The organism is Lysinibacillus sp. UBA5990, from assembly GCF_002429815.1.
In the GTDB taxonomy this organism is placed as follows: Bacteria; Bacillota; Bacilli; order Bacillales_A; family Planococcaceae; genus Lysinibacillus; species Lysinibacillus fusiformis.
Window position 1 is genome coordinate 1 of the sequence record NZ_DJAY01000003.1, and the last position, 25840, is coordinate 25840.

The following is a 25840-nucleotide window of genomic DNA, read 5'->3' on the forward strand; positions in this document are numbered from 1 at the left end:
CCTGTGAGAGTAGGACGTCGCTAGGCGCAAAAAGTCGCTACTGATACACTCAGTAGTGGCTTTTTTTCTGTCTAAAATTCCAAAAAGTAGATAAAAAAGGAGGCATTTCTTTGAATGAAATGCCTCCTTACTATTTTAAACAGTTGCTGCTCGTAGTTCGATACGACGAATTTTCCCAGATGTTGTTTTTGGTAACTCATTGATAAAGACAATACTACGAGGATATTTATAAGGCGCTGTCAGTGCTTTTACATGCTCCTGTAGCTCCTTGATTAGTTCTTCTTCATTGTGTCCCTTATAGCCATCCCGTAAGATTACGTAGGCTTTGACAATATGTCCTCTAATTTCATCTGGAGCAGCCACAACCGCACACTCTTGTACAGCATCATGTTTGTTTAAGGCATCTTCCACTTCAAATGGGCCAATAGTGTAACCAGATGAGATAATAATATCGTCGCCCCGACCTTCAAACCAGAAGTAACCATCTTCATCACATTTTGCTTGATCCCCTGTAATGTACCATTCACCTCGGAATGCCGCTTGTGTGCGCTCAGGCTCACGATAATACTCTTTAAACAAGGCTGGTGATGATTTGTGTATGGCAATATCGCCAACCTCGCCAACAGGTGCCTCATTGCCTTCATTGTCGATAATACGGACAATATTACCTGGAGTTGGGACACCCATGGAACCAGGTCGTAGCTCCGTATTTTCCAAAGTACCAATGAGTAATGTATTTTCAGTTTGACCATAACCATCGCGGACTTTTAGACCAAAGTGATTGTTAAATGTTTCAATGACCGGTCTATTTAATGGCTCACCAGCAGAGACAGCGCTACGAAGAGATGATAGATTATAGTCATTTAAATTCTCAAGTTTCGCCATAATACGATATTCAGTTGGTGTGCAGCAAAGAACATTAACTTTTTCATTCTGCAACAGCTGAAGATATGTTTTTGCATCAAACCCACCATGATAAACAAAAGCAGTTGCTCCCAACATAATGGTAGAGAGGAACGGACTCCAAATCCATTTTTGCCAGCCTGGAGCTGCAGTTGCCCATACTAAGTCTCCTTCACGTACACAAAGCCACTGTGCAGCCGCTGTTCGAATATGCGCGTAGCCCCAGCCATGAGAATGAACGACACCTTTAGGCTTGCCTGTTGTTCCAGAAGTATAAGAAAGGAACGCCATGTCATCACGTTTAGTAGCAACAGCAGTAAATGTATTTGGCTGAGAGCTAGCCAATTCATTTAAAGAAGACCAATCTCCTGTAGCTGTTCCGATGACCATTTTGTTTTTTAAAGCATCTACAGAAGGCGAAATTTTGTCTACTTCATTAGTGAATACTTCATATGCGATAACAGCACTAGCAGAAGAATGCTCCATACGATACTCTAAATCACTTGCACGTAACATTTCTGAACAGGAAATAGGAACAATACCCGCTTTTAAACAGCCTAGGAAGACAAAATAGGCCTCTGGTAGACGAGGAATAATAACTAATACACGATCACCTTTTTGAAGCCCTTTCTTCGTAAAGGCATTAGCGTATTGATTCATTTTTTGAACAAGTTCTACGTAAGTAACGGTTTGTCTCTCTTCTTGTGTATTTAACCAACGTATGGCTTGGCGTTCACTATCTTGCGAAAACTTTTCTAATTCCTCTGTGATGTTATAAACATCCGGTGCAATTAAATCCTCTATTACCATTTGAACATTCCTCCCCCTAAAATGATAGAAAATTCATAAAACTATTTTTATTTTAACAATTGCAATAATATACAGCAAGAATATTTAATACACAAAATAGAAATTTTAGATTTAATAGAGAACTATTATGGTTTCTAAGTAAAATTCAAGAAGGCCTCGACAAAAAAATATAATATTTTACACAAATGTGTTGCATTATTTCGAATGCTTGCTATAATAATAAATGTACTTAAGAGGTCATCTAAGATCGATTTGAATAATATTGTTCCGAAGTAGCTCAGTTGGTAGTAGCACCTGACTGTTAATCAGGTTGTCGCAGGTTCGAGTCCTGCCTTCGGAGCCATTTTTTTGCTCATTTTTAAGATGGTTTTATACATAAAAAAATGTAGAAAAGTGTTGCAAGAATGTAGAAATAGTGTTATTATAATTCTTGTCTTGTTTAAGACATAAGTTTGGCCCCTTGGTCAAGTGGTTAAGACACCGCCCTTTCACGGCGGTAACACGGGTTCGAATCCCGTAGGGGTCACCATTTAAAATACATCATCATGATGTACAGGCTTTAAGAAGAAAATAAACTGTGATATAACACACCTGTTTCTATGGAGGATTAGCTCAGCTGGGAGAGCATCTGCCTTACAAGCAGAGGGTCGGCGGTTCGAGCCCGTCATCCTCCACCATTATTCTTGTGTTATTTCGGAGGGGTAGCGAAGTGGCTAAACGCGGCGGACTGTAAATCCGCTCCTTAGGGTTCGGCGGTTCGAATCCGTCCCCCTCCACCAGTTTTATAAATGATTGGGGTATAGCCAAGCGGTAAGGCAACGGATTTTGATTCCGTCATGCCTAGGTTCGAATCCTAGTACCCCAGCCATTTTTCTTTTATGAGCCATTAGCTCAGTTGGTAGAGCATCTGACTTTTAATCAGAGGGTCGAAGGTTCGAGTCCTTCATGGCTCACTTTTATAGAATAAAATATATTCAAAAGTGATATAATAAATACAGATAACTAATCTCTTACTGAAAACAGTAGGAGATTTTTTTATGCTATTTGTAATTGAATAAATATGCACATTTATGTTGAGTTGAGCCAAGTAGTAAGTAGGCTTTACAATAGTCTTATAACTTTTAGGGGGTATAAAAACATGAATAAACTTAATATTTCTATTATTGGAGTACCAACAGATTACGGACAAACACGCCGAGGTGTAGATATGGGACCAAGTGCTATTCGTTATGCAGGCGTTGTTGAACGTTTAGCCAGTATTGGACATGAGGTACAAGATCAAGGGGATATTCGTGTTAGTCAAAAGCATGCAAACGCGGCAGTAGATGAAAAGTTATTGAATTTAGAGGAAGTAGTAGAAGTTAGTACGGCTTTAGCTAATAGCGTACATGATGTAGTCGAACAAAAAAAATTCCCACTTGTATTTGGTGGAGACCATAGTATTGCTATTGGGACACTTGCAGGATTAGGAGAACATTATAAAAATCTAGGTGTTATTTGGTATGATGCACATGCAGATTTAAATACACCTGAAACTACACCTTCAGGCAACATACATGGAATGCCTTTAGCAGTTAGTATTGGGCTTGGACATGAACGTTTAGTTCAAATTCGTAATAATGTGCCAAAAATTAAGCCAGAAAACGTTATTATTATCGGAGCTCGTTCTGTAGATCCAGGTGAGCGTGATTTGATTCGTGAACAAGGAATTAAAGTGTACACTATGCATGAAATTGACCGACTTGGCATGACGCGTGTTATGGAAGATGCACTTGCCTATTTAAAAGAGCGCAATGTTGATGGATTACACCTATCGCTTGATTTAGATGGACTTGACCCTCTTTATACACCAGGGGTTGGAACACCAGTGCCAGGCGGAATTACGTATCGAGAAAGTCATTTAGCGATGGAAATGTTACAAGAATCTGGAATGTTAACTTCAGCAGAGTTTGTAGAAGTTAATCCGATATTAGACGAGAAAAATACAACAGCAAATGTAGCTGTTGCTTTAATGGGATCATTATTTGGAGAAACTTTAGTTTAAAGAAAAATTTTCAAAAAATTGCCTGTAGCCACATTGCATAAAAATCTTTTGCTATAATTGAAATAAAACGAAACTTTTCTTATCGGTGGGTCGTATAGTATAAGACAGTTGTAAAGGTGGAGAAGTCAACACAATGGATGCGTTAGTAAATAAGAGAATAAAACAAGTGCTTAAAGGCGATCAAAACGCATTTGCCGATATTGTGAGTCTCTATCAGCACAAACTGTACCAAGTATGCTATCGAATGTTAGGTAACAAACAAGAATCTGAAGATATTGCTCAGGAAGCTTTTGTTCGGGCATATATGAATTTGCATACTTTTGATCAGAAAAGAAAGTTTTCGACGTGGCTTTATCGCATAGCGACAAACCTCTGTATAGATCGTATTCGGAAAAAGAAACCGGATTATTATTTAGATGCAGAAGTAGCTGGTACAGAAGGGCTTGATATGTATTCACAAATCGCAGCAGACGACCAGCTACCAGAGGAGCAGTTAGAGCAAATGGAGCTGCAAGATCGCATTCAATACGAAATTGGACGTTTGCCGGATAAATACCGTTCGGTTATAGTATTGAAATATATAGAAGAGTTATCGTTGCAAGAGATTAGCGAGATTTTAGATATGCCGCTTGGAACGGTGAAAACGAGAATTCACCGCGGACGTGAGGCATTACGTAAGCAGTTAAACAATCTGTAGGAGGGGGAGCGTCATGAATACTTGTCCAGAGCATATTATTGATTATATGCATGATTATTTAGACGGTGACATTAGTCGTGAGCATGAGCAAGAGTTAAAGCAACACTTGCATACATGTAATGATTGTAAACAGTTGATGCATGAATTGAGTGAAACAATCGCCTTTGTGAAGAGTGCTTCCCATATTACAGCGCCTCCGGATTTTGAAGCAGCAGTAATGGCTCGTTTACCAAAACCAAAAAGTCGAGTAGGCATACAAAAGTGGATACGCCGACATCCATTTTTTGTGGCAGCAGCAGTATTTTGTTTATTTATGAGTGCTACCTTGCTCGGTAGCTTTATGGATGACCAGCATTTCTCTGTGACCAAGCAGCCCAATTTAGTTGTGGATGGTCAAACGGTTATCGTACCTGAAGGAGAAGTTGTAAAGGGCGATATTGTGGTGAAAAATGGCGATTTGGTTGTTGAAGGAGAAGTTGATGGTAACGTCACAGTCATAAACGGGCAATACATGGCATCTACAGCGGTAGTTTCAGGAAGAATTGAAGAAATTGACGAAGTATTTGAATGGTTATGGTATACAATTAAAAACTCAGTAAAATCAGCCATGACATTTGATGAAAAGGAAGAAACTAAATAACACTCTATACGTCCTAAAAAATAGTGCACGTGAGAGGCTGAAAGGTCTACTCTTCTGAGTAGACTTTTTATTTGAAAAAAGTTACATTTGATAAGAATGTGCTATACTTGAATGTGTATGGATTCGTAATGAAAAGTGGGGGATGCCACGTGCAAATTATTGAACATTTCACAGATTTAACGCCTGTGAATATTGTTATTAACTTCATCGATGTACTGCTAGTTTGGTACGTCGTTTATAAGGTCTTAACCCTCATTAAAGGTACGAAGGCTGTCCAATTACTTAAGGGAATTTTCGTCATTATTATTGCACGAATTGCAACAGACCTTTTAGGGTTACAAACGTTAGGCTGGATGTTACAGCAGGTCATTGAATTTGGTTTCTTGGCTATTATTATTATTTTCCAGCCTGAAATCAGACGAGGCTTAGAACAAATTGGTAGAGGTAAACTTTTCCAACGATCGTCTAGTCAAGAAGACGAGGAGCAAACAAGGCTTATAGAGGCTATGAAAAAATCTGTAAGTTATATGGCTAAACGTCGAATAGGTGCGTTAATTTCAATTGAAAAAGAAACAGGTCTTAACGAATATATTGAAACAGGTATAGGTCTAAATGCTGAAATTTCTTCAGAATTGCTAATTAATATCTTTATACCGAATACGCCACTACATGATGGGGCGGTTATTATGCAAAGAGATAAAGTTACAGCAGCAGCTTGTTATTTACCTCTATCTGAAAGTCCATTTATTTCAAAAGAGTTAGGGACACGCCACCGTGCTGCACTTGGCTTAAGTGAAGTTACGGATGCGATTACAATCGTTGTCTCAGAAGAAACAGGCGCTATTAGTATTACGTTGAATGGTAATCTCCATCGTAATCTTTCTCTAGAGGAGTTCGAGACACTATTACGAAAAATGTGGTTCGGATCAGCACAAGAGTCAAATGCAGCCTCTAAGTTAACTTGGAGGGGGAAAAAGAATGGATAAAATGATGGATAGCCCTTGGGTATTAAGAATCATCGCACTATTTTTAGCATTTTTGCTTTTTTTCTCAGTTCGTACCGAGCTATCTCCAATCAATACAACAACCACTACTGAACAGACTGATATTATTCGTGATGTGCCAGTAGATGTTTATTATGATAATGAGAATCTGATTGTAACAGGTTTACCTGAAACAGTAGATGTTAAGATAAAAGGGCCAATGCCTGTTGTTATAAAAACAAGAGCGACAAAGGATTTCTCCGTATTTGTTGATTTAAGTAATCTATTGATTGGCGAGCATGATGTAAAGCTACAATACGAAAATATTTCTGATAAGCTAAAGGTTACATTAGACCCTGCAACTATTCATGTAAATATTGAGGAAAAGGTCACAAAAGAGTTCCGAGTGGACCCTGAAATGAATACTCGACTAATCGAAGAAGGGTATATTTTGAAGGATATGGTAGCTGATCCACCGACTGTTTACGTGACAGGTGCAAAAAGTGCTATTGAAAGCATCAGCTATGTAAAAGCAACTGTTGCTGGAGAGCCAGGCTTGAAGCAATCCTTCTCACAGGACGCGGCAGTAAAAGTATTAGATCGAGACTTAAATAAGCTTGATGTGACAATTGAACCTGATACTGTTAATGTTCAAGTAGATATTGGGGAATATAGTCGGGAACTCCCAGTTGTTATGAGAGAAACAGGGCAAGCCTTGGAAGATATAACGATCAATTCTTTAACATTTACGCCAAAAATGATTAAAGTATATGGCAGAAAATCGATTATTGATGGTTTAACAGAAATTCCAATAACAGTGGACCTGTCAAAAATTACAGAGTCAAAAACTTATGAAATTGATGTAAAATTACCAGATGGTGTGACAAAAATATCTGATAAAAAAATAAAAGTGAAGGCAGATATTACACAAGTGGAGAAACAAGAAGAGCAGAAAACACCAGCTTCTACAGAGGAAACGCCACCTCCAACTGAAGAAACTGATGTGAAGGATGACAGTACAACTACTGATAAAAATACGCCAACCGAAGAAACGGAAGATATTGATTCTTAAACAATATCTGACTATAATTTTATTTTGATTCTAAATCAAAAATCCAACCGGAGTTTGTTTTGGTGGATAGATCGTAATATATTCACCCAACAAACTAACTGAGTGGAGTATTAAAAATTACCAATGAATGAATAAAAGCAGACTTTTCCAAAAGTAAGCGGACAAGTGTCTATTGATGAATATGACACAGTCTTGCATTGAAGGAGAGAATAAGTAGAATGGGTAAATATTTTGGAACAGATGGCGTCCGTGGCGTCGCCAATAGTGAACTAACACCGGAATTTGCATTTAAACTTGGCCGTATAGGTGGCTATGTTTTAACGAAGGATGCAACTGACCGTCCTAAGGTTTTAATTGGTCGTGACACACGTATTTCAGGCGAGATGCTAGAAGGTGCACTTGTTGCTGGTCTTTTATCTATTGGGGTAGAAGTAATGCGTCTTGGAATTATTTCAACACCTGGTGTGGCATACCTTACTCGCATTATGAGCGCAGATGCAGGCGTCATGATTTCAGCTTCGCATAACCCAGTAGCAGACAACGGCATTAAATTCTTCGGTCCAGATGGCTTTAAGCTAACAGATGCACAAGAAGAGGAAATTGAAGTTTTACTTGATGCTCAAGACGATACTTTACCACGTCCAATAGGAGCAGATTTAGGATCTGTAAGTGACTATTTCGAAGGCGGACAAAAGTATATTCAATACTTAAAACAAACAGTTGATGAAGAATTTGATGGTATCCATGTAGCATTAGACTGTGCACATGGTGCTACCTCCTCATTAGCGACGCATCTTTTTGCGGATCTAGAGGCTGACATTTCTACAATGGGTGCTTCTCCAACTGGTCTAAATATTAATGATGGTGTAGGTTCAACGCATCCTGAGGGACTAGCTAAGTTTGTATTGGAAAAGAATGCAGATGTTGGTCTAGCATTTGATGGGGACGGTGACCGTTTAATTGCTGTAGATGAGAACGGTAAAATTGTTGACGGCGATCAAATTATGTTTATTATTGGAAAGTATTTAAATGCAGTTGGTCGTTTAAAGAAGCAAACAATTGTTTCAACTGTTATGAGCAATATGGGCTTCTATAAGGCTGTCGAAGATAACGGTATGCAAAGTATACAAACGGCAGTAGGAGATCGTTATGTTGTAGAGGAAATGCGTGCTAATGATTACAATTTAGGTGGCGAACAATCAGGGCATATTGTTTTCTTAGATTTTAATACAACAGGCGATGGTCTACTAACAGGTATTCAGCTTGTCGACATTATGAAAGCAACAGGTAAGAAGCTGTCAGAGCTTGCTGCTGAAATGAAAATCTATCCTCAGCGTCTTGTCAATGTTCGTGTAACAGACAAGCATGCGGTGACTGAAAATACGAACGTGGCGACTGTGATTGCAGAGGTAGAAGCTGAAATGGCAGGAAATGGCCGTGTATTAGTACGTCCTTCAGGTACTGAGCCGCTTGTCCGTGTAATGGTGGAAGCTGCTACAGAAACAGATTGTGCACGTTTTGTTGAGCGTATTGCAGATGTTGTACGTGCAGAAATGGGCTTAACAGAATAGTAAATATAGAAACTTAACTCGATTTCCGTTTTTAGGAAATCGAGTTTTTCTTGTTTGAAAAGGATGTTTGAAATAGAAAAGATGGGGAACAGTAAAAAGGAGTCACAATAACAAGGAGTGTTTGATGGATATGGCTAAAATTGCTACAGTTATTACCGATATGTTCGAGGATAGTGAATTTACAAGTCCTAAAGAAGCTTTAGAAGCGGCTGGACATCAGCTAGTAACAATTGATACAGAGGCAGGAAAAGAAGTAAAAGGAAAACATGGGGAAACAGTAAAAATTGATAAAGGCATTGATGAGGTAAAAGCGACTGATTTTGATGCACTGTTTATACCTGGTGGTTTTTCTCCAGATATTTTACGCGCCGATGATCGTGTAGTGTCGTTTGTGAAATCCTTTATGGATGACATGAAACCAACCTTTGCCATTTGTCATGGACCGCAGCTACTAATTACGGCAAAAACACTAAATGGTCGTGACGCCACGGGTTATAAATCCATTCAAGTAGATTTAGAAAATGCAGGGGCAAAATTCCACGATGAAGAAGTATTCGTCTGTCAAAAGCAACTAGTAACAAGTAGAACACCAGATGACCTACCTGCCTTTAATAGAGAAATAGTAAATTTATTAGCTAGTAAATAATAAAAAGGGCACAAGCAGTTTTGGCTTGTGCCTTTTGCTATCTTTTGTATAATGCGATGAGCTCATTTGTGATTTGACCAAGGTTGATGTCCCTTCTGCGATATCCTCAAAGCCTATATTCTTAAGTCGTTTGACAATTTTATATCCATAAATTTCGCCACGACTAATGATTTCTAAAACAATTCACTCTAAAAAGCCTTTGAGCATTTCGCTCAAATTCTCCACAAATTCACCCCCGCCAACCAAAACAATTAGTACTAAGTAATGCTAAGTAGTGTGTTTGTCAAGGTTTTACAACCACTAGCAATTGTTCGTCTACATATTTGTCACGAAAAAGCAAGGGTACTAGGTATTTTTTATAACGAAAGTTTGACGGATAGCATATGATTGAGTATGATGGAGAAGTTGAAGACGAGGTCCGACCTTGTTCTTTAACGAACGCAAAAGGAGGAAAGAGAGCGTAAAATCGGAGAACAATTATAGCGCCTGAGCTGAAGAAATTGGACGAAATGGATCTTCAGCAGACGAGGTGGAGGTTTATCGAAAATTCGGCGGATACCTCCCGATCGACATACCCGATTGTCATTTTTCATTTTGAAAGCATTTGAGCGATTGAATGTACAGGAAGTGGAAAAGGTATCGTAAAGCAATAGATGAATAGAAGAAAACTTCACATATCGAATGCCCATTCAGATGGCTGAATGATTTGATTGCATGAACAGGAATGCTTTATTTTATATAAAAATAAAGCATGCTTGGCCATTCAATGATTTCGATAGATGAGGTCTACTTTGACATTGCGTTAAATTGACAATATCGGAGGACGAGAATTTATGTGTGGAATTGTAGGATATATTGGTGAATCAGATGCAAAGGAAATTTTATTAAAAGGTTTAGAGAAACTAGAATACCGTGGTTATGATTCAGCAGGTATTGCAGTCCGTAATGAGGAAGGCGTAACTGTTTTTAAAGAAAAAGGACGTATCGCAGATTTACGAGGGGCGGTAGATGAAGATGTTGCTGCGAAAATTGGTATTGGTCATACACGTTGGGCTACACATGGAGTACCAAATCGTTTAAATGCTCATCCGCATCAAAGTGCATCAGGGCGTTTTACGCTTGTGCATAATGGGGTCATTGAAAACTATCATCTATTACAAAAAACATATTTAAAAGGCATTCCAATGAAATCTGATACAGATACAGAGGTTATCGTGCAATTAGTAGAGTTGTTTGTAAAAGAAGGTTTAAACACAGCAGATGCTTTCCGTAAAACGTTATCTTTACTACATGGTTCATATGCGCTTGCACTATTAGATGCAGAAGCCGCTGATACAATCTTTGTAGCGAAAAATAAATCTCCACTTTTAGTTGGAATTGGTGAAGGCTTCAATGTTGTTGCTTCGGATGCAATGGCTATGCTACAAGTGACAGATCAATATGTAGAGCTTCACGACAAAGAGGTTGTAATTGTACACAAGGCTAGCGTTGAAATTACAAAACTAGATGGTTCTGTAGTTGAACGTGCACCATATACAGCAGAGCTTGATATGAGCGATATTGAAAAGGGGACATATCCTCATTATATGTTAAAAGAAATGGATGAGCAGCCTACAGTCATTCGCAAAATTATTCAAGCGTATGAGGGTGAAAATGGCGATCTAACAATAGATACAGAAATCTTAGAAGCATTGCGAGCTGCAGATCGTTTATATATTATTGCGGCGGGCACAAGCTATCATGCAGGTCTCATCGGTAAACAGTATTTCGAAAAAATGGCTGGTATCCCTGTAGAAGTTCATATCTCTAGTGAATTTGGCTATAATATGCCATTACTTTCAGAAAGACCTTTATTTATCTTTATTACACAATCAGGTGAAACAGCAGATAGCCGTCAGGTACTGGTGAAAATTAAAGAGCTTGGCTACCCAACATTAACGATTACAAATGTTCCTGGCTCAACTCTATCACGAGAAGCTGATCACACATTGTTATTACATGCAGGTCCGGAAATTGCGGTAGCTTCTACAAAAGCATATGTGGCGCAAGTAGCTGTCCTTTCTTTAGCAGCCTATGTAACAGCAAAAGCAAATGGCACAGGCTTAGAATTTGATTTAAAACAAGAGCTTGCGATTGCCGCAAACGGTATCCAAACAATTATTGACTCAAAAGATGTATTAGAAGACATCGCAGAAGACTACTTAAAAATCGCGCGTAACGCATTCTTCATTGGCCGTAATATGGACTTCTACGTGAGCCTTGAAGGGGCCTTAAAACTAAAAGAAATCTCTTACATCCAAGCAGAAGGCTTTGCTGGCGGTGAGCTTAAACATGGAACAATTGCTTTAATTGAAGAAGGTACACCAGTATTTGCACTTGTTACACAAGCATCAGTTGGGCTAAACATCCGTGGTAATGTGAAAGAAGTTGCTGCGCGTGGTGCATATCCATGTATTATTGCGATGGCTGGTATCGATGAGGATGGAGACCGTTTAGTCATTCCACACGTTCACGAATTACTAACGCCACTTGTTTCAGTAGTGCCATTACAGTTAATCAGCTACTATGCTGCACTTCACCGTCGTTGTGATGTGGATAAACCACGTAACTTAGCTAAATCGGTGACAGTTGAGTAATTATTCATTCGGGAAAAAAAATTCTGTTGAATTACAATAAAGATGTATACTAGACAAAAAAGTTGTATACTTTACAATAAAGTCTTATACTGGACAAAAAAGTTGTATACTGATTTCTTAAACAGAATACATGAGTGATTATAACTATGAAATACAAACCTTGGTACAGTGTGTTGCTGTATCAAGGTTTTTTTTACGGTTATTATTATGGGACACAAAATATATATACAATTACTCTGAAGAGATTGATCATACAACCTCATTCAATAATCGGGCCATATTATTGAATAACATTCTTTTATGAAAGGTTACCTTACAATGATTAAAAACCTCCCAAAACCACGCTTAATAGGAACCAGAACTATATAATTAAACCCATATGTGTTCATACACTCCAAACATCATGTGGCGGAGAACGTATTAAATAGAGCATTTACATCGAAAAAGCCCAATGAAAAATGGTGTACAGATGTCACAGAGTTTAAGTATGGAAATGGGAAAAAAGCTTATTTAAGTGCAATTATCGATTTATATGATGGTTCAATTGTGAGTTATGTGTTCGGTCATTCGAATAATAATTCCCTTGTTTTCAAAACAATAAAATCAGCTATTCAATCATTACAATCAGGCGAACAGCCATTAATACATAGTGATCGAGGTTTTCAATATACATCAAAGGAATTTAAGCGAATTGTGGAAACTGCCAATATGACACAGAGTATGTCCCGTATTGGTCGATGTATTGATAACGGACCAATTGAATCATTTTGGGGCACATTGAAGTGTGAGAAATATTATTTACATAAGTACGATTCATATAAGAGTTAAAACTAGCGATTGATGATTATATTCATTTTTATAATTACTATCGTTATCAGAAAAGATTAAGCGGCTTGAGTCCGTTAGAATTCAGGACAAGCCGCTTAATACATTTTTTATTATTTCCACTGTCTACTTGACGGGGTGCAGTTCAGAATGCTCTCCTGGTCCTTTTCTTATTTATCTATTTTGAGTAAAGCCTTTTCCATTTGACTCTCATTTTTGTACCCAATATACATCATTAAAGCATTTAATGGGCTAATTAAAAGTTTTTATTGATAATGATACCCTTCTATTCCTATTTGAGATACGTCATAACCATTTAGTTATATACCTTATGTGAAAAATATATTTCAGTAATGAACGGATGTAACATACTATTAATGACATATTAAAAATAATAACGCGGAGGCTTTTATTATGATTAAAGTTCTGTTAGGCATTACTTCTGTTACTCTCATTTGGGGATATACATGGGTTACAATGAAAATAGCCATAAGTGACATACCCCCATTTTTATTTACCTCTTTGCGTTTATTAATAGGGGCGATTGCTTTATTTATCATCCTCCTAGTACAAAGAAAAAGGCTCTCTATAGGTAAAGGTAATTTTAAAACCTATCTGGTAATGAGCTTATTAATGCCTTTAGGCTATATGGGAATAATGACTTATGGTATGCAATTTGTAGATTCAGGGAAATCTTCTGTTTTGGTGTACACAATGCCTATATTTGTCACCATTATTAGTCATTTTAAATTAAATGATAAAATTAATATGTATAAAATGATTGGATTGATATTTGGTCTAATCGGCCTTTTATTTATTTTAGGAATAGAATTTATTAATTTCGATAAAAAAGTAGTATTTGGAGAGTTATTATTATTAATTTCGGCTTTTAGTTGGGCATCAGCAAATGTTTATAACAAACTAAACTCCAAAAATAAAGACATCATTCATATGACTGCCTGGCAACTTATTATGGGAGCAATATTTTTATTCATTCTCTCTTTAATATTAGAACCAAACCCTTCAATCCAGTGGTCTAATGAAGCAATTTTATCAACATTATTTAATGGTTTATTTTCTACTGCCTTTACATTTGTAGTTTGGTATTGGGTACTAAATAAAATGGATGCTTCGAAAGCATCTATGGCATTAATGTTTGTTCCTATTTTAGGTCTTATATTCGGATGGCTACAACTTGGGGAGAAGATAACATTTAATATTATTATCGGAGCATTTTTTATATGTACTAGCATTTTTATGAATACCTATAGGTTTAAAAGAACTTCAATAAAAAAACTAAAAAAAGTGTCTTGAAAATGTTAGCTATCACCACACATTACTAATATATATATAAATTCTTACTTTTAAAATTTCAATTCGAATTGAAGAAGGGAAAGATAAATGGGTAGATAAAGTGAAAACAAGAACTAAAAATCGCTTAATTCAAGAGCTAAAGGGAGATGTTAATATGAAAGGTGTTATAGTAAAAAAAGCAGGTGGTCCAAATCAACTTGAACTTGTTGACCTACCAAATCCCCAACCTGGAGAGGGAGAATTGCTTATAAGAGTTCATGCAGCAGCGGTAAATCGCACAGATATATTAACGCGTGAAGGGAAAATGGGATATTTAACAAATCCTATCTTAGGCATTGAAATTGCTGGTACAGTGGTCCAAGTCAACGGTGAGAGTTCATTTTCTATAGGTGATAGGGTAATGGGTCTCGTCAACGGCGGTGGTTACGGTGAGTATGTAGCCATGCCAGCTAATCGGGCTATGAAAATTCCTAAGTCTTTATCGTTTGAAGAAGCGGCCGCTATTCCTGAAGTATTCCTAACTGCTTACCAAACGTTATTTTGGATCGGTAAGCTTCAAAAACAAGAAACCGTCCTAATTCATGCAGGTGCAAGTGGAGTTGGGACAGCAGCTATTCAACTGGCAAAAAAACTTTGCGACGCGAAGATTATCGTTACTGCTGGTTCTAAAAGAAAGCTTGCCTTCTGCCAAGAACTTGGTGCTGATGTACTTATAAATTACAAGGAGCAGTCATTCGACGAAGAGATACTAAAAGCCACTAATGGTAGGGGTGTAGACTTGATTTTAGACTTTATCGGCGCTGATTATTGGGAGAAAAACCTCGCAAGCATTAAAGTAGAAGGTCGGTGGGTCCTTATTGGTATACTGGGCGGAAGTGAATTGGAAAAGATAGACCTATTTACCTTGATGTCAAAGTGCATCCAATTAACAGGGACATTACTAACCCCAAGAAGTGATGAATACAAAGCTCTTTTAACCCATGACTTTGCTGAAATCGTAACACCTTATTTAGAACGCGGAGAAATAAGGCCTATTATTGACACGACGTTTTCTATCGAAACGGTAGGAAAAGCTCACACGCATATGGAAGAGAATCAGAATATTGGGAAAATTATACTTAAAGTTAAGGAGTAACTTTCCAAGGTTTGGGAGCAAAAAAAATTTGACAAACAAACCATTTACAAATCTAAGGCTCGCGGAGGAAAAAATGACCTGGGGAGGTACAGAAGTACCCTCCAGTTATTTTGCAGCCGGAGAAAACACAAATTTCCGCGAAACAAGAACCACAACCGGAGGTCGTCGCATGGAACATTGGCCTATGTATAAGTGTGCTCCCTTCGGTAAAACTAATTCCCTCAATCCGATCAAGTTTGATGCGGATTTTAACTGCTTTTTCGAAGTGAAAATCGAGCGTGAATAGAGTGAGGGAGCGGAGACTCGCTGCCAATCGAACCTTGGAATAACGGAGCCGTCCCCGGGGTCTTGTGGGGTTCCTTTGCCTGATTACAAGGAAAGGTCTAAATAGGAATCTGTGGAAAGGTGTTCAAAGAAGAAAACGCGTGGGTTTCCACGCGTTTTCTTCTTAACTTGATTTCCTTCGTTAAAACCCTTTCCTGTTTGTTGCATTTTTACTTTTTAGTTAATATCTTGATCAGAAAAAGTTTCAGATTTATGAAATTGATTCATGATGTTTATAAATTCTTTTGTAGCAGGTGTTACTTCATCAAATGAGTGTGCAATTATACCGATATCACGAGTTATCTTTGGATTAATATCTTTTACGAGTAAATTATGAGCTACAGAAGAAAGTGTAAAGTTTGAAGTAACACCTATACCTAAATTATTTTTCACCATAGTAATTAAAGTTTCGACATTTTGGACTGTTAGATTCTCTTTAAAATCAATATTATTTTTTTGAAACATGTTTGATATGGCGGTTTCGTGTCCTCCTTTGCAAAAAATAATTTCATTACAATATTTTTCTAGGTCAATAATTTTTTCTTGACTTAATTGATGATTATGAGGAAGTATTGCGACCATATAATCACGGTATAGTATTTCAAATTCATATGGATCAAAGGGAGATATACTAATCCCTATATCAACAGTTCGATCCTTCACCCATTCTTTTATTTGATTTGAGGTTCCTTCTGCTAATTCTATATTTACAAGTGGATATTTCGACATGAATAATGAGATGGGCTCAGGTAGAATATTTGTTGATGCAGCAGGAACAGAGCCAATTTTAACCTTACCACTGAGAAGTTTATTTTCCCGATTAGCAACTTGATATATTTTATTCCCAATACCTTTCAATTGTCTCGCTAATATAAGAATTTCTTTTCCCACTTCAGTGAGCGTTAGTCCATTTTTCTTATCCCTATTAAACAATTTAATATTCAGGGATTCCTCTAAATTTTTTACCGCCTTACTGACTGCTGGCTGTGAAATAAATAACTCTTTAGACGCCTCTGTAATATTCATTTTTTCTGCGACTTTCAAAAATATTTGAAGGTTATTCAAATTTATATTCATAACCAATTAGTTATACCTCCTATGTTAAGAGAATATCCCTTTAAATAGATATATAATGGTGTTTATGTGTGGCTTGATTTAAATTGCTAAGGTATTTAATTTTTGCACACAATAATATCATGAGCATGTCCCGTAAAGGTACGCCCGCTGATAATGCCCCCAACTTGACGTCCAAAAAGACTTCTTCCTTGTCTTTTACAATAGCGAGTATTTATTATTTTTAGTAAGTGAATACGACGTCAAAAAATGATAGTTCGCACAGATTATGCACTCCACCTGATTTCAACTGGAGCTAGATGAAGATACCGAAGAAATGAAGCTTACTTTGAATATGGATTTTCCTACCAAAATCCATATCCAATTCCACACCTCTACGTAGCGAAAGACTGCCTAAGCAGTCTTCTCACAAGTTTATCCTACATATGTTAGTTTTTCGTTGTTTTTAAACACTTCATCAATTGTACCGCCACCAAGACATACCTCGCCGTCATATAAAACAACTGCTTGTCCCGGTGTAATGGCACGAACCGGTTCTTCAAATGTAATATGTGTACGGCCATCTTCTAAAATCTCGACTTCAACCGGAGTATCTGTTTGACGATAACGGAATTTCGCTGTGCAAAAAAATTTACGAGGTAATTTTTTTGTCGAAGTATAGCTCATTTTCACTGCTGTTAATGAAGTAGAATACAATGCATCATGGTGAAAACCTTGGCCAACAAGCAATACATTACGCTCTAGGTCTTTTCCAAGAACAAACCATGGCTCACCGTCGCCACCAATACCAAGCCCGTGACGTTGACCAAGTGTATAGTACATTAGCCCGTCATGTTGTCCCATTACCACGCCGTCCATTGTCTCCATTTTTCCAGGTTGTGCTGGTAGGAATTTACTTAGGAACTCTTTAAAGTTACGTTCGCCAATGAAGCAAATGCCTGTTGAATCTTTCTTTTTCGCTGTTGCAAGACCTGCCTCTTCAGCAATTTTACGCACTTCTTTTTTCTCAATATCACCAATTGGGAACATAACATGTTTAAGCTGCTCCTGTGTTAATTGATTTAGGAAATACGTTTGGTCTTTATTTTCATCGACACCACGAAACATTAATACTTCGCCATCACCACTCCGTTCAATACGTGCATAGTGGCCCGTTGCCAGATAATCAGCACCAAGACTCATCGCATGTTCGAGGAAAGCTTTAAACTTAATTTCCTTATTGCACATAACGTCTGGATTTGGTGTGCGGCCTGCTTTATATTCTTCTAAAAAGTATGTGAAAACTTTATCCCAGTATTGCTTTTCAAAATTAACTGCATAATATGGAATACCAATTTGGTTACACACTTTAATAACATCATCATAGTCTTCTGTAGCTGTACAAACACCATTTTCGTCTGTATCATCCCAGTTTTTCATAAAAATCCCGATTACTTCATAGCCTTGTTGTTTTAACAGGTACGCAGCAACCGAAGAATCCACCCCACCCGACATGCCAACAACGACACGTATTTGCGAGGGGTCTTTTGTTTCTTTCATTAAGGTCACCTTTTCTTTTCTTAATTCACCAATCTTTTCACAATAGCTTTTTTCCACTGCCTGTTTTATATCTTCTTCTGTCAAGCCTTAACCGAAGCTAAAACGAATTCAATTACGTAATTTTTCAGCACCATGTCCACACATTGCCATCAAGACAAGTAACGGGCCAATCGAAGCTTCTGTGCACGACGATCCACTTGATGCACAATTACCCGCCATATTAAGATTTACTAAAAACGATTCAACACATCCTGCAAAGCTTACATTGAATGCATGCGGCTACACATTTGCGTATCACTATTAACGTGGAATGTAAGTGCTTCTTCTAAGCTTATACTTCCCGTGAATCTATTTCCTTTTCTCTACGCAATTTATCCGGTGTTACATCATTTCCTAGTGAATCGAGTACAGTCATTTTTGAAAAAGTTTCGCGAACTTGTCCGCGAATTTCGCGTAAGTAGTCTTTGCGTAATACTTGTTGCTCAATCCGTTCAGCACTTGTCAAACCTTCTTCACGCTGTTTTTTCGCTAATTCATTAATACGCCCTAAGTTATTTATCATCTTATTTCATCTCTATTCTCTTCATTAATTTTGCTTATAATTTATAGCATGAGTCACTTTTAAAGGTTTTGGTGCAAAAATATCTAAACAACAGCAATTGACCTCTAAAACATGGACATTATATTCTGTTCCTACTTTTTTACAATAAACAATAATAAAATGACATATTTCCTGTACTCAACAGAAAATATGTCACTTACCCTTTATATGCTGAGTCTTTTCTTCTCATCACCTACAGTTGTTTTACCACTATGACCATTATATAAAACAACGTCCTCTGGCAATGATAGAATCAAATTTAAACTTTGCATCAGGTCCTGTTCATTTCCACCTTCATATTCAGCGGTTCCAATACTACCTTTAAAGATTGTATCACCAACAAACGCTACATTATCCTGTGCATTATAATACATAACTTGATCCATTGCATGACCGGGTGTATGTGTCATCGTTACTTTAAAATTCGAATTAGCTGACAGTTCAAACGTTTCACCTGATTGTACATAGCGCACATCATCAACTATGATATGTCTATTGCATAAAGCTGATAAGTTCATTCTCGCATTTTGCACATATTCCCGCCCGAGTTCGTGCATATAAACAGGGATATTTAATTTATTTCTAATTTTATCGACTGCACCTATGTGATCAAAATGTCCATGTGTTAATAATATTTTTTCGATATGATAACCATTGGATTCTATCACATGTAATATTTTCTCTGCTTCTGCACCGGGATCAAATAAAAACCCATGTTTCGTATCCTGATCAATATATAAAAATGCATTTGCATAAAATACATCTTTTACTGTTAATTGATGTACAACGCTTCGATTATTAATTACATCCATCAATACCACAGCTCATTCCTGATAAATCATTATTCTGACTATCATCCTGCATTGCTTGTTTTAACGCCGTTTTAAATGTTTCGACATTCTGAGCACCACTCAAATTGATTTCTCCATTAATCAAGAAGTAAGGTACACCTCGGACTCCCATTACATATGCCTGCTTTTCATCTTTACGTACATCACTTTCAAATTCATCGGAATTCAAGACTTTTTCTACTTCATTTTCATCTAGTCCATTTTTTACAGCAATTTCTTTTAGTACATTTTTATCGCTCAACTCTAAATTATCAGTGAAATAGGCTTTGAATAAATCTTTTGCAATCGTTTTATTTCCCTGTTTTTCTGCATAATGTGTTAAGCGATGAGCATCCATTGTGTTTGTATATCGTGTAGTATAATATTTGAAATCAATACCTTCTCCTTTACCATACTGCTCTATTTGTCTAATTCTTTCTGCCGCCGCACTATTAGATAGACCATATTTTTTTGCGAAACGATCTTCTGTATTGGATACGACTTCGTAACTAGCGTCAGGGTCTAATTCGAAACTTCTCATTTCAATATTTACTTGATCATTAATTCCTAGCTCATTCATTGCTTTTTCCAATCTTGCTTCTCCAATATAACAGTAGGGACATGCATAATCTGACCATATTTCAATTTTCATTACTAGTTCCTCTTTTCCGATTTTTAGTATTATCTCAAAATTTATAGCTTCGTTTCGATAAAGTTTGCTAACTCATGTATCAGTTGCTCATTGCGTTTATAGTACGTCCACTTTCCGATGCGTCTTGCTTCGACCAGACCTGCACGCTGTAAAGTTGATAAATATTGAGATGTAGTAGACTGATTCATCTCAAGCTTATCTCTAATCAGGCTTACACAGACCCCTATTTCATCCATTTCCTCTATCGCTTGTCGCTTTGTATCAAAATGCGTTGTAGGATCTTTTAACCAGTATAAAATCTTCAGTCTCGCTTCATTAGATAATGCTTTAAATAAATCTACCTGATCAAATTGAATTTTCGTCACGACTTCACCTCACTATCATTTATATACATATCATCATATCACGATATTACGATATGTAAATATATAAGCTCACGATTTTTTGCATGGTGTTATCAAATTTTTTTACCTCATTTATTATTTCTTTAGCTAAAGCATTAACAATTGATCAGAAAGACTTCAGTATTAAAACCATTCAAAAACACCCCTCGATCTCTCGAGAGGATTTTTGAATTTACTGCTTGTTGGAGCTATTTTGATAGCAGCTCTTTATGTCGGTTTAAATCAAAGTTGAACTGTTTTGAAAAAGTCGCACCATTTTGAAGAAAGTTTAACCGTTTTAAGCCTATCAAAAATAGAGATTAATAAAGGTACTTTCTATTTTCCAAAGTCCTCAGGATTTGCGGAAGAATTTACTGACAGCGAAAAGCAGATTCTACAATTGCTAGCTAATGGGTATAAGCGTAAGGAGGTTGCTTCCATTGTTTTTACAAGCGAACGTACAGTTTCAAATCATATTCAGCATATATTCGACAAATTGAATGTGTCATCTTCGTTAGAAGCAGTAACTCAAGCGATTTAGTTAGGGTATATACAGCCTAATTATGAAGAATAGTATTTAACTTTCTTCAATTAAACTAGCAACTAAAAACTCTTATATGATCAAACTTTATTTCAAATCAACAATAAAAGTAATAGAGATGGAACCATACACTATTACTATAAATAATTGAGAAATACTCTATCTTCCAATGATAATGAAAATTAAAAGCAAAACCCCACAATAAAGGCGCTTTATGCTATATTGAGGATTTTTTAATTCCTAAGTATATAACTTTTTTGTAACATTTATATGGATATCTTATACCACAAAAAGAATTTTAGTATACATCTTTTTTGTAACATTTTATTATATCTAATAATAAAAATGCGTCATATAGCTTTTTAAAGTATAAGACTTTTTTGTAACTTAACAAATTCAGCTTATGACATTCAAAGGCTGTATAAGCTGAAATAAATAATATCGAAATTAAAACTCGATCCATTAACCATGGGTCGAGTTTTTTTACAATTATCGTAAATGAAATTTTAAAGAGTTTTGTAAATGTTTTCTAAAAATATTGTAGTCAGTTTCATGAATATAATAGTTAATTACTTTATATTTGGTTTGTTCTAAAAGACAAGATATTAGGGCAGCTGAAGGAAACCAGCTCATACCGTACAAATCATCGCTGTATCAATGGTTTTTTTAAATAATTCGTAAGTGTAGAAGCAAGGGGACCCAGCTCTTTCATAGCCATTGACAGCCGTATAGTGGACTGTAATTCCATAAATATCTTCAATAAAAATCCCCATTAGATAATACCTAACAGGGAAGATAGTAACTGATCACTTATGTGTAGTTACAGCTTTATTCTTTTGTTGTAGTGCTTCGTTTTTTTCGGCGAAGCGGTCGTTGTGGGAAGAAACGCCCGCCATTTTTGCTTCTGTAGGGTCCATGTATAATTTGGCGCTATTTACAGCGAGGACCGCATCATTAAATGCGCCTGCAATCAGTCTTATTTTCCCTTCGTTCGTTATAATATCGCCTGCGCCAAAGATGCCTGGCATACTTGTGCACATTTTTGGTGTAACGGAAATGCCCCATTCTTCAGAAGCTAAGCCCCAATCCATAATGGCGCCACCAAAGTTTCGGTCAAATCCGTGATTGACAAGCACTTCGTCTACTTCAATGTTTGTTGTATCATCTGAATGAACATGCTGTAATGTGACATGCTCGATTTTATTACCATTACCATGTAAACGAGAAACCGTATAGGGAACAAAGGTTGTGACGATAGACTTCATGCGCGTTACAGAAGATTCAAAGGCACTAAAGTCATCACGTCTATGCACGACATACACTTCTTTGGCGATAGGAGCCATTTCAATAGCCCAATCTACAGCTGAGTCGCCTCCACCAGAGATGAGTACACGTTTATCTTTAAATCTATTTATGTTCGTTACTGTATAATGAAGGTTGTTTAGTTCATAACGGTCAGCGCCTTCTACCGTTAATTTCTGAATGCGTGTAATGCCTCGTCCTGTAGCTATAATAATCGTTTTTGTATAATGTTTCTCGCCTGTTTTTGCTGTTAAGACGAAAATGCCATCATCGCGTTTTTGCATGCCAACAATCTCTTGGCCAAAGACGAATGTTGGATTAAATGTCGTCGCTTGCTTGATTAAGGAATGAATGATTTCTTCACATCGAACAGGCTCAATACCACCGACATCCCAAACTAATTTCTCGGGGTAGGTACGCATAAATCCACCTAGTTCATGCTTTACTTCGATAATTTTTGTTTTCATTTCACGCATGCCACTGTAAAAGGCTGCATACATGCCTGCTGGGCCTCCACCGATAATAATTACATCATAAATCTCTTGTTGCATTTAAGGCACCAACCTTTCAACTAAATAATCAAGGAATAGTGGAGAGCCAACTAAACCTTCACCTACAACGTAATCAGCTGTTTTTAATGGGTAAACATTGCCTGCCTTTACGGCATCCATTCCTTGCCACATTGGGCTATTCTCTAAATCCTTCATGGATTGTTCACTACTATAATTTTGCATTTGCCGTTGTTCGACAAAAATATGGTCTGCGTCAATCTCAGGTAAAACTTCTAAGGAAATAGGCGTGAACCAATCATGATTATCCTTCAGCTTAGTTGGAATACTTAATCCAAGTTGTGTATATAACATGTCACTACCAGGACTACCCTTTTCAGTGCCTAACACACGATATTGATTTTGTTCTACACGCAATACAAGAATTTTTTCGTCACCTATAGCCTGATGTAGTTTCTCTTTCGTATCTTCTATTTTTTCTCTAAACTTCTGTAGAGCCAGTTCTGCTTCTTTTTCTTTATTAAACAGTTCACCAAGCACAGGAACGTATTCATCTATTGCAACATCGGCTTCAACAGCTACCGTAGGGGCAATTTTACTTAATGCATCATATTTTTTAGCATCAATAGCTGCGCCTTGAGCAATAATGACATCTGGTGCTGCTTGAAGAATAACTTCTAAATTGTCTTCATATTGCACAGTTGGAATAATTTTAACATGGTTGTCATCGAATAATTTAAAGCGATATTCAGGTTCAATTTCTTCAACAACTGTCACCATTTGAGGCGTTACACCGATTTCAATTAGGTTTTCAGCATAGTTAGAACTAAGAACTAGTATATTTTTAGGTTCGGTAGGGATAGTGACATCACCGTAGGCATCTTTTACAACACGTGTTGTTGGCTCGCTTTTTTCTTTTGGATCCTTTGCTTCATTTCCGCTTTCTTTGTTAGTACTTGAGCAAGCAACTAAAGCTAAAGCAACTAGTATAAGAAGTATATAGGGCGTCATTTTTTTCATGGATTATTGCTCCTTTTTATTTGATAATGATTATCACTATCAAATAATAACAGGTAATGTTAAACCCTACTATGGCGTAAAGTGCCTTAAAAATTGGATTATTGTGTTCTAGATCAAACACTCCCTAAAATCGCTTGATCAATCTGTTGCATAATTTCCCTTTTGCCAAATACACTACAATTGTTAATCCATAAACCAGTATCCACATAAAAAACACGGTTATTTTTCACCGCATCTAAATTTGCCCATTGCTCACTATTTTGTAAAGTAGCTAGGCTTAAGTCGGCGGTATAATAGTCCATTATGCGTTTTTCAATAAATAAATATGTAGGATTGGCAGCCACTAATTGTTGTAAGGAACACATGTTGAAACTGTTTGCATTTGCGCGCAATACTTTAGGCATTTGCAAGCCCAGCTCCTGATATAAAAGGATAGCCGAGTCACTAGAAGATTCACCCAAATAGCGGTAACCTAGCTCCTCTACACGTAAGTATAGGACAGTAGCATCTTTTACTATATGATGTTGTATTTTACTTTTTAGAACCTCTACATATGTTGTAAGTTCGCGAATGATTTGTGCAGCTTCCTTCTCTTTATGAAACAATTTACCAAAATAACGGATGAGTGAATGTAAATCATAGGTTAGTCCACTGATAACAGGGGCGATAGTTTGGAACTGCTGTTTTGTCTCCTCTGTTAAGTCGACACCGATAATTAAATCGGGTTGTTGTTGTACAATTATGTCCTGCTGAATCACATATTGAGGCATTTCTAAAATGGTTGTACCAACTTCCTGAAAAAGTAGTTGTTGATACTTTGGAGTTAGGGAGTTAGTCACAGTAACACAATTAGGTACAACACCTAATGCAATCGCAATTTCTGCATGTGCAGGTGAGAGAAAGCAAACATGATATTCACTAACGGTCTTTTTGTATTGTTTAGGTGGGCGACCAACAATACGTTTAAATTGTCGGCTAAAGTTTTGCACATCATCAAAGCCCACTTTTTACGCGATATTTTGTGATAAATTCTCTGTGGTTAATAGCATTTCCTGTGCGCGGAAAATACGATAACTAATTAAATAAGCTATCGGTGTCTTATCATATAACTCAATGAATTTTCTTGAATAATACCATGGACTATATCCGGCGATAGCTGCCAATTCATCTCTTGTCATCATTTGATTATATTTTTTTTGCATATAAATAACGGTATGTTTAATTCTTTGTTCCAGGGTGTATTCATCTATTGGTCTCTCTTGTTGTAATTCTTTCAACAAGCTGTATAAAATAAATTGTTTAATAGTAATATGGAGATGATCTGTATTTACAGCGAGCGATATACGAATATCTGCGATGACCGTTTCAGGCACTCGGTGAATATAGTAACCATTTGTTGTATCGATAGACCAATTACAGGTTGATTTGATTTCTGTATCATATAGCTCAAAGCTAATTAAATAACCTGAAAAATCAAGTCTATTTGTATGTGTAAGTTGGATAACGGCATCATTTTCAAGGGCGATTAAATGCCCAAATACAATATGCTCATTGTGACCATTAATAGATAGAGTGGTTTGGCCATCCGTAATCAATAAGAGAGCCGCACGATCAAGATGTATCGTCGATTTTTGAAATAATGATTTGTCTAAATCATTTATTTCTGTGCAATGTGCCAGCCAATTAGGATTAGAATCAAGCATTTATGTACTCCTTTAGTTTGTTGTGATAAAAGTATACTACGGAATGTCACAACAAACGTCATAAAACGGTAAGAGCAAAATGAATA

24 protein-coding genes, 6 tRNA genes and 1 pseudogene are annotated in these 25840 nt (G+C 36.9%); 19 read left to right on the plus strand and 12 right to left on the minus strand.

What is annotated here, in order from left to right; genetic code table 11:
- Positions 1 to 135: 135 nt before the first annotated feature.
- Positions 136 to 1713, minus strand: coding sequence for an acyl-CoA synthetase MbcS (gene mbcS / locus B3D94_RS01375; protein WP_069483031.1), 1578 nt, complete (start codon positions 1711 to 1713; stop codon positions 136 to 138).
- A 266-nt stretch (positions 1714 to 1979) separates the two neighbouring features.
- Between mbcS and B3D94_RS01380 the strand changes: the two genes are divergently transcribed.
- The 18 genes and pseudogenes from B3D94_RS01380 (at position 1980) to B3D94_RS01470 (ending at position 15562) form a co-directional block, all read left to right on the plus strand.
- Positions 1980 to 2056, plus strand: a tRNA-Asn gene (locus B3D94_RS01380).
- A gap of 111 nt (positions 2057 to 2167) precedes the next feature.
- A tRNA-Glu gene (locus B3D94_RS01385) sits at positions 2168 to 2242 on the plus strand.
- Positions 2243 to 2314: 72 nt separating this feature from the next.
- A tRNA-Val gene (locus tag B3D94_RS01390) sits at positions 2315 to 2390 on the plus strand.
- A gap of 18 nt (positions 2391 to 2408) precedes the next feature.
- Positions 2409 to 2492: transfer RNA gene (locus B3D94_RS01395), tRNA-Tyr, on the plus strand.
- A gap of 14 nt (positions 2493 to 2506) precedes the next feature.
- Positions 2507 to 2581 (plus strand) — tRNA-Gln (locus B3D94_RS01400).
- 12 nt (positions 2582 to 2593) lie between these two features.
- Positions 2594 to 2666: transfer RNA gene (locus B3D94_RS01405), tRNA-Lys, on the plus strand.
- A gap of 185 nt (positions 2667 to 2851) precedes the next feature.
- Positions 2852 to 3757 carry an arginase gene (gene rocF / locus B3D94_RS01410; protein ID WP_069483030.1) on the plus strand — a complete coding sequence of 302 codons (906 nt, stop codon included), beginning with the start codon at positions 2852 to 2854 and terminating at the stop codon, positions 3755 to 3757.
- A gap of 133 nt (positions 3758 to 3890) precedes the next feature.
- Positions 3891 to 4454: an RNA polymerase sigma factor SigW gene (gene sigW, locus B3D94_RS01415; RefSeq protein WP_004225410.1), complete on the plus strand. Its 564-nt coding sequence runs from the start codon at positions 3891 to 3893 to the stop codon at positions 4452 to 4454.
- A 13-nt stretch (positions 4455 to 4467) separates the two neighbouring features.
- A complete protein-coding gene (locus B3D94_RS01420) occupies positions 4468 to 5094 on the plus strand; it encodes an anti-sigma factor family protein (RefSeq protein WP_069483029.1) in 627 nt (208 codons plus the stop codon).
- A 149-nt stretch (positions 5095 to 5243) separates the two neighbouring features.
- Positions 5244 to 6080, plus strand: a complete 837-nt coding sequence (gene cdaA, locus B3D94_RS01425) for a diadenylate cyclase CdaA (RefSeq protein ID WP_012296035.1) — start codon at positions 5244 to 5246, stop codon at positions 6078 to 6080.
- Positions 6073 to 7149, plus strand: coding sequence for a CdaR family protein (locus B3D94_RS01430; RefSeq protein ID WP_069483028.1), 1077 nt, complete (start codon positions 6073 to 6075; stop codon positions 7147 to 7149). The genes cdaA and B3D94_RS01430 overlap by 8 nt, the downstream gene beginning before the upstream one ends.
- A 218-nt stretch (positions 7150 to 7367) precedes the next feature.
- Positions 7368 to 8720 (plus strand): phosphoglucosamine mutase, encoded by a 1353-nt coding sequence (gene glmM, locus B3D94_RS01435; RefSeq protein WP_069483027.1) that lies wholly within the window; start codon positions 7368 to 7370, stop codon positions 8718 to 8720.
- A gap of 130 nt (positions 8721 to 8850) precedes the next feature.
- Positions 8851 to 9366, plus strand: a complete 516-nt coding sequence (locus B3D94_RS01440) for a type 1 glutamine amidotransferase domain-containing protein (protein ID WP_069483448.1) — start codon at positions 8851 to 8853, stop codon at positions 9364 to 9366.
- An 833-nt stretch (positions 9367 to 10199) separates the two neighbouring features.
- Positions 10200 to 12002, plus strand: coding sequence for a glutamine--fructose-6-phosphate transaminase (isomerizing) (gene glmS / locus B3D94_RS01450; RefSeq protein WP_069483026.1), 1803 nt, complete (start codon positions 10200 to 10202; stop codon positions 12000 to 12002).
- Between the two features lie 402 nt (positions 12003 to 12404).
- Positions 12405 to 12961 (plus strand): annotated as a pseudogene (locus B3D94_RS01455) (IS3 family transposase); the annotation flags it as partial.
- A gap of 280 nt (positions 12962 to 13241) precedes the next feature.
- Entirely contained in the window at positions 13242 to 14141 is a 900-nt protein-coding gene (locus tag B3D94_RS01460) for a DMT family transporter (RefSeq protein ID WP_038190414.1), read from the plus strand.
- 154 nt (positions 14142 to 14295) lie between these two features.
- A complete protein-coding gene (locus B3D94_RS01465) occupies positions 14296 to 15276 on the plus strand; it encodes an NAD(P)H-quinone oxidoreductase (protein ID WP_291754427.1) in 981 nt (326 codons plus the stop codon).
- Between the two features lie 28 nt (positions 15277 to 15304).
- Positions 15305 to 15562, plus strand: a complete 258-nt coding sequence (locus B3D94_RS01470) for a hypothetical protein (protein ID WP_143690971.1) — start codon at positions 15305 to 15307, stop codon at positions 15560 to 15562.
- Positions 15563 to 15777: 215 nt separating this feature from the next.
- On the opposite strand, the gene B3D94_RS01475 is transcribed toward B3D94_RS01470, so the two are convergent.
- The 6 genes from B3D94_RS01475 to B3D94_RS01500 form a co-directional block, all read right to left on the minus strand.
- Positions 15778 to 16677 carry a LysR family transcriptional regulator gene (locus B3D94_RS01475; protein WP_291754429.1) on the minus strand — a complete coding sequence of 300 codons (900 nt, stop codon included), beginning with the start codon at positions 16675 to 16677 and terminating at the stop codon, positions 15778 to 15780.
- Positions 16678 to 17088: 411 nt separating this feature from the next.
- Positions 17089 to 18213, minus strand: a complete 1125-nt coding sequence (gene mnmA / locus B3D94_RS01480; RefSeq protein ID WP_291753905.1) for a tRNA 2-thiouridine(34) synthase MnmA — start codon at positions 18211 to 18213, stop codon at positions 17089 to 17091.
- Between the two features lie 331 nt (positions 18214 to 18544).
- Entirely contained in the window at positions 18545 to 18775 is a 231-nt protein-coding gene (locus B3D94_RS01485; RefSeq protein WP_038190423.1) for a DUF896 domain-containing protein, read from the minus strand.
- Between the two features lie 203 nt (positions 18776 to 18978).
- A complete protein-coding gene (locus tag B3D94_RS01490) occupies positions 18979 to 19626 on the minus strand; it encodes an MBL fold metallo-hydrolase (RefSeq protein ID WP_291753909.1) in 648 nt (215 codons plus the stop codon).
- Positions 19613 to 20296 carry a DsbA family oxidoreductase gene (locus tag B3D94_RS01495; protein WP_291753912.1) on the minus strand — a complete coding sequence of 228 codons (684 nt, stop codon included), beginning with the start codon at positions 20294 to 20296 and terminating at the stop codon, positions 19613 to 19615. Before B3D94_RS01495 ends, B3D94_RS01490 begins: the two co-directional genes overlap by 14 nt.
- A 41-nt stretch (positions 20297 to 20337) precedes the next feature.
- On the minus strand, positions 20338 to 20652 hold the full coding sequence (locus B3D94_RS01500; RefSeq protein WP_291754431.1) for an ArsR/SmtB family transcription factor: 315 nt from the start codon (positions 20650 to 20652) through the stop codon (positions 20338 to 20340).
- Positions 20653 to 20938: 286 nt separating this feature from the next.
- Here B3D94_RS01500 and B3D94_RS01505 point away from each other — a divergent pair, with 286 nt between their 5' ends.
- The gene (locus B3D94_RS01505) at positions 20939 to 21220 is read left to right on the plus strand and encodes a response regulator transcription factor (protein WP_349679764.1); all 282 of its coding nucleotides are present in this window, start codon (positions 20939 to 20941) and stop codon (positions 21218 to 21220) included.
- Positions 21221 to 21849: 629 nt separating this feature from the next.
- Here the strand turns inward: B3D94_RS01505 and B3D94_RS01510 are convergent.
- The 5 genes from B3D94_RS01510 to B3D94_RS01530 form a co-directional block, all read right to left on the minus strand.
- Positions 21850 to 21993: a hypothetical protein gene (locus B3D94_RS01510; RefSeq protein WP_175423089.1), complete on the minus strand. Its 144-nt coding sequence runs from the start codon at positions 21991 to 21993 to the stop codon at positions 21850 to 21852.
- A 33-nt stretch (positions 21994 to 22026) separates the two neighbouring features.
- Positions 22027 to 23073: an NAD(P)/FAD-dependent oxidoreductase gene (locus B3D94_RS01515; RefSeq protein ID WP_069483025.1), complete on the minus strand. Its 1047-nt coding sequence runs from the start codon at positions 23071 to 23073 to the stop codon at positions 22027 to 22029.
- A complete protein-coding gene (locus B3D94_RS01520) occupies positions 23074 to 24051 on the minus strand; it encodes an ABC transporter substrate-binding protein (protein WP_069483024.1) in 978 nt (325 codons plus the stop codon).
- Positions 24052 to 24164: 113 nt separating this feature from the next.
- Positions 24165 to 25040 carry an ABC transporter substrate-binding protein gene (locus B3D94_RS01525; RefSeq protein ID WP_291753918.1) on the minus strand — a complete coding sequence of 292 codons (876 nt, stop codon included), beginning with the start codon at positions 25038 to 25040 and terminating at the stop codon, positions 24165 to 24167.
- Between the two features lie 18 nt (positions 25041 to 25058).
- On the minus strand, positions 25059 to 25754 hold the full coding sequence (locus B3D94_RS01530; protein ID WP_291753920.1) for an AraC family transcriptional regulator: 696 nt from the start codon (positions 25752 to 25754) through the stop codon (positions 25059 to 25061).
- Positions 25755 to 25840: the final 86 nt, after the last annotated feature.

Bases quoted from the DNA above. Each gene is read 5' to 3' on its own strand.
- mbcS (WP_069483031.1), bottom strand. From the start codon at position 1,713: ATGGTAATAGAGGATTTAATTGCACCGGATGTTTATAACATCACAGAG.
- rocF (WP_069483030.1), top strand. From the start codon at position 2,852: ATGAATAAACTTAATATTTCTATTATTGGAGTACCAACAGATTACGGA.
- sigW (WP_004225410.1), top strand. From the start codon at position 3,891: ATGGATGCGTTAGTAAATAAGAGAATAAAACAAGTGCTTAAAGGCGAT.
- B3D94_RS01420 (WP_069483029.1), top strand. From the start codon at position 4,468: ATGAATACTTGTCCAGAGCATATTATTGATTATATGCATGATTATTTA.
- B3D94_RS01430 (WP_069483028.1), top strand. From the start codon at position 6,073: ATGGATAAAATGATGGATAGCCCTTGGGTATTAAGAATCATCGCACTA.
- glmM (WP_069483027.1), top strand. From the start codon at position 7,368: ATGGGTAAATATTTTGGAACAGATGGCGTCCGTGGCGTCGCCAATAGT.
- B3D94_RS01440 (WP_069483448.1), top strand. From the start codon at position 8,851: ATGGCTAAAATTGCTACAGTTATTACCGATATGTTCGAGGATAGTGAA.
- glmS (WP_069483026.1), top strand. From the start codon at position 10,200: ATGTGTGGAATTGTAGGATATATTGGTGAATCAGATGCAAAGGAAATT.
- B3D94_RS01460 (WP_038190414.1), top strand. From the start codon at position 13,242: ATGATTAAAGTTCTGTTAGGCATTACTTCTGTTACTCTCATTTGGGGA.
- B3D94_RS01465 (WP_291754427.1), top strand. From the start codon at position 14,296: ATGAAAGGTGTTATAGTAAAAAAAGCAGGTGGTCCAAATCAACTTGAA.
- B3D94_RS01475 (WP_291754429.1), bottom strand. From the start codon at position 16,677: ATGAATATAAATTTGAATAACCTTCAAATATTTTTGAAAGTCGCAGAA.
- mnmA (WP_291753905.1), bottom strand. From the start codon at position 18,213: ATGAAAGAAACAAAAGACCCCTCGCAAATACGTGTCGTTGTTGGCATG.
- B3D94_RS01485 (WP_038190423.1), bottom strand. From the start codon at position 18,775: ATGATAAATAACTTAGGGCGTATTAATGAATTAGCGAAAAAACAGCGT.
- B3D94_RS01490 (WP_291753909.1), bottom strand. From the start codon at position 19,626: ATGGATGTAATTAATAATCGAAGCGTTGTACATCAATTAACAGTAAAA.
- B3D94_RS01495 (WP_291753912.1), bottom strand. From the start codon at position 20,296: ATGAAAATTGAAATATGGTCAGATTATGCATGTCCCTACTGTTATATT.
- B3D94_RS01510 (WP_175423089.1), bottom strand. From the start codon at position 21,993: ATGGGGATTTTTATTGAAGATATTTATGGAATTACAGTCCACTATACG.
- B3D94_RS01515 (WP_069483025.1), bottom strand. From the start codon at position 23,073: ATGCAACAAGAGATTTATGATGTAATTATTATCGGTGGAGGCCCAGCA.
- B3D94_RS01520 (WP_069483024.1), bottom strand. From the start codon at position 24,051: ATGAAAAAAATGACGCCCTATATACTTCTTATACTAGTTGCTTTAGCT.
- B3D94_RS01530 (WP_291753920.1), bottom strand. From the start codon at position 25,754: ATGCTTGATTCTAATCCTAATTGGCTGGCACATTGCACAGAAATAAAT.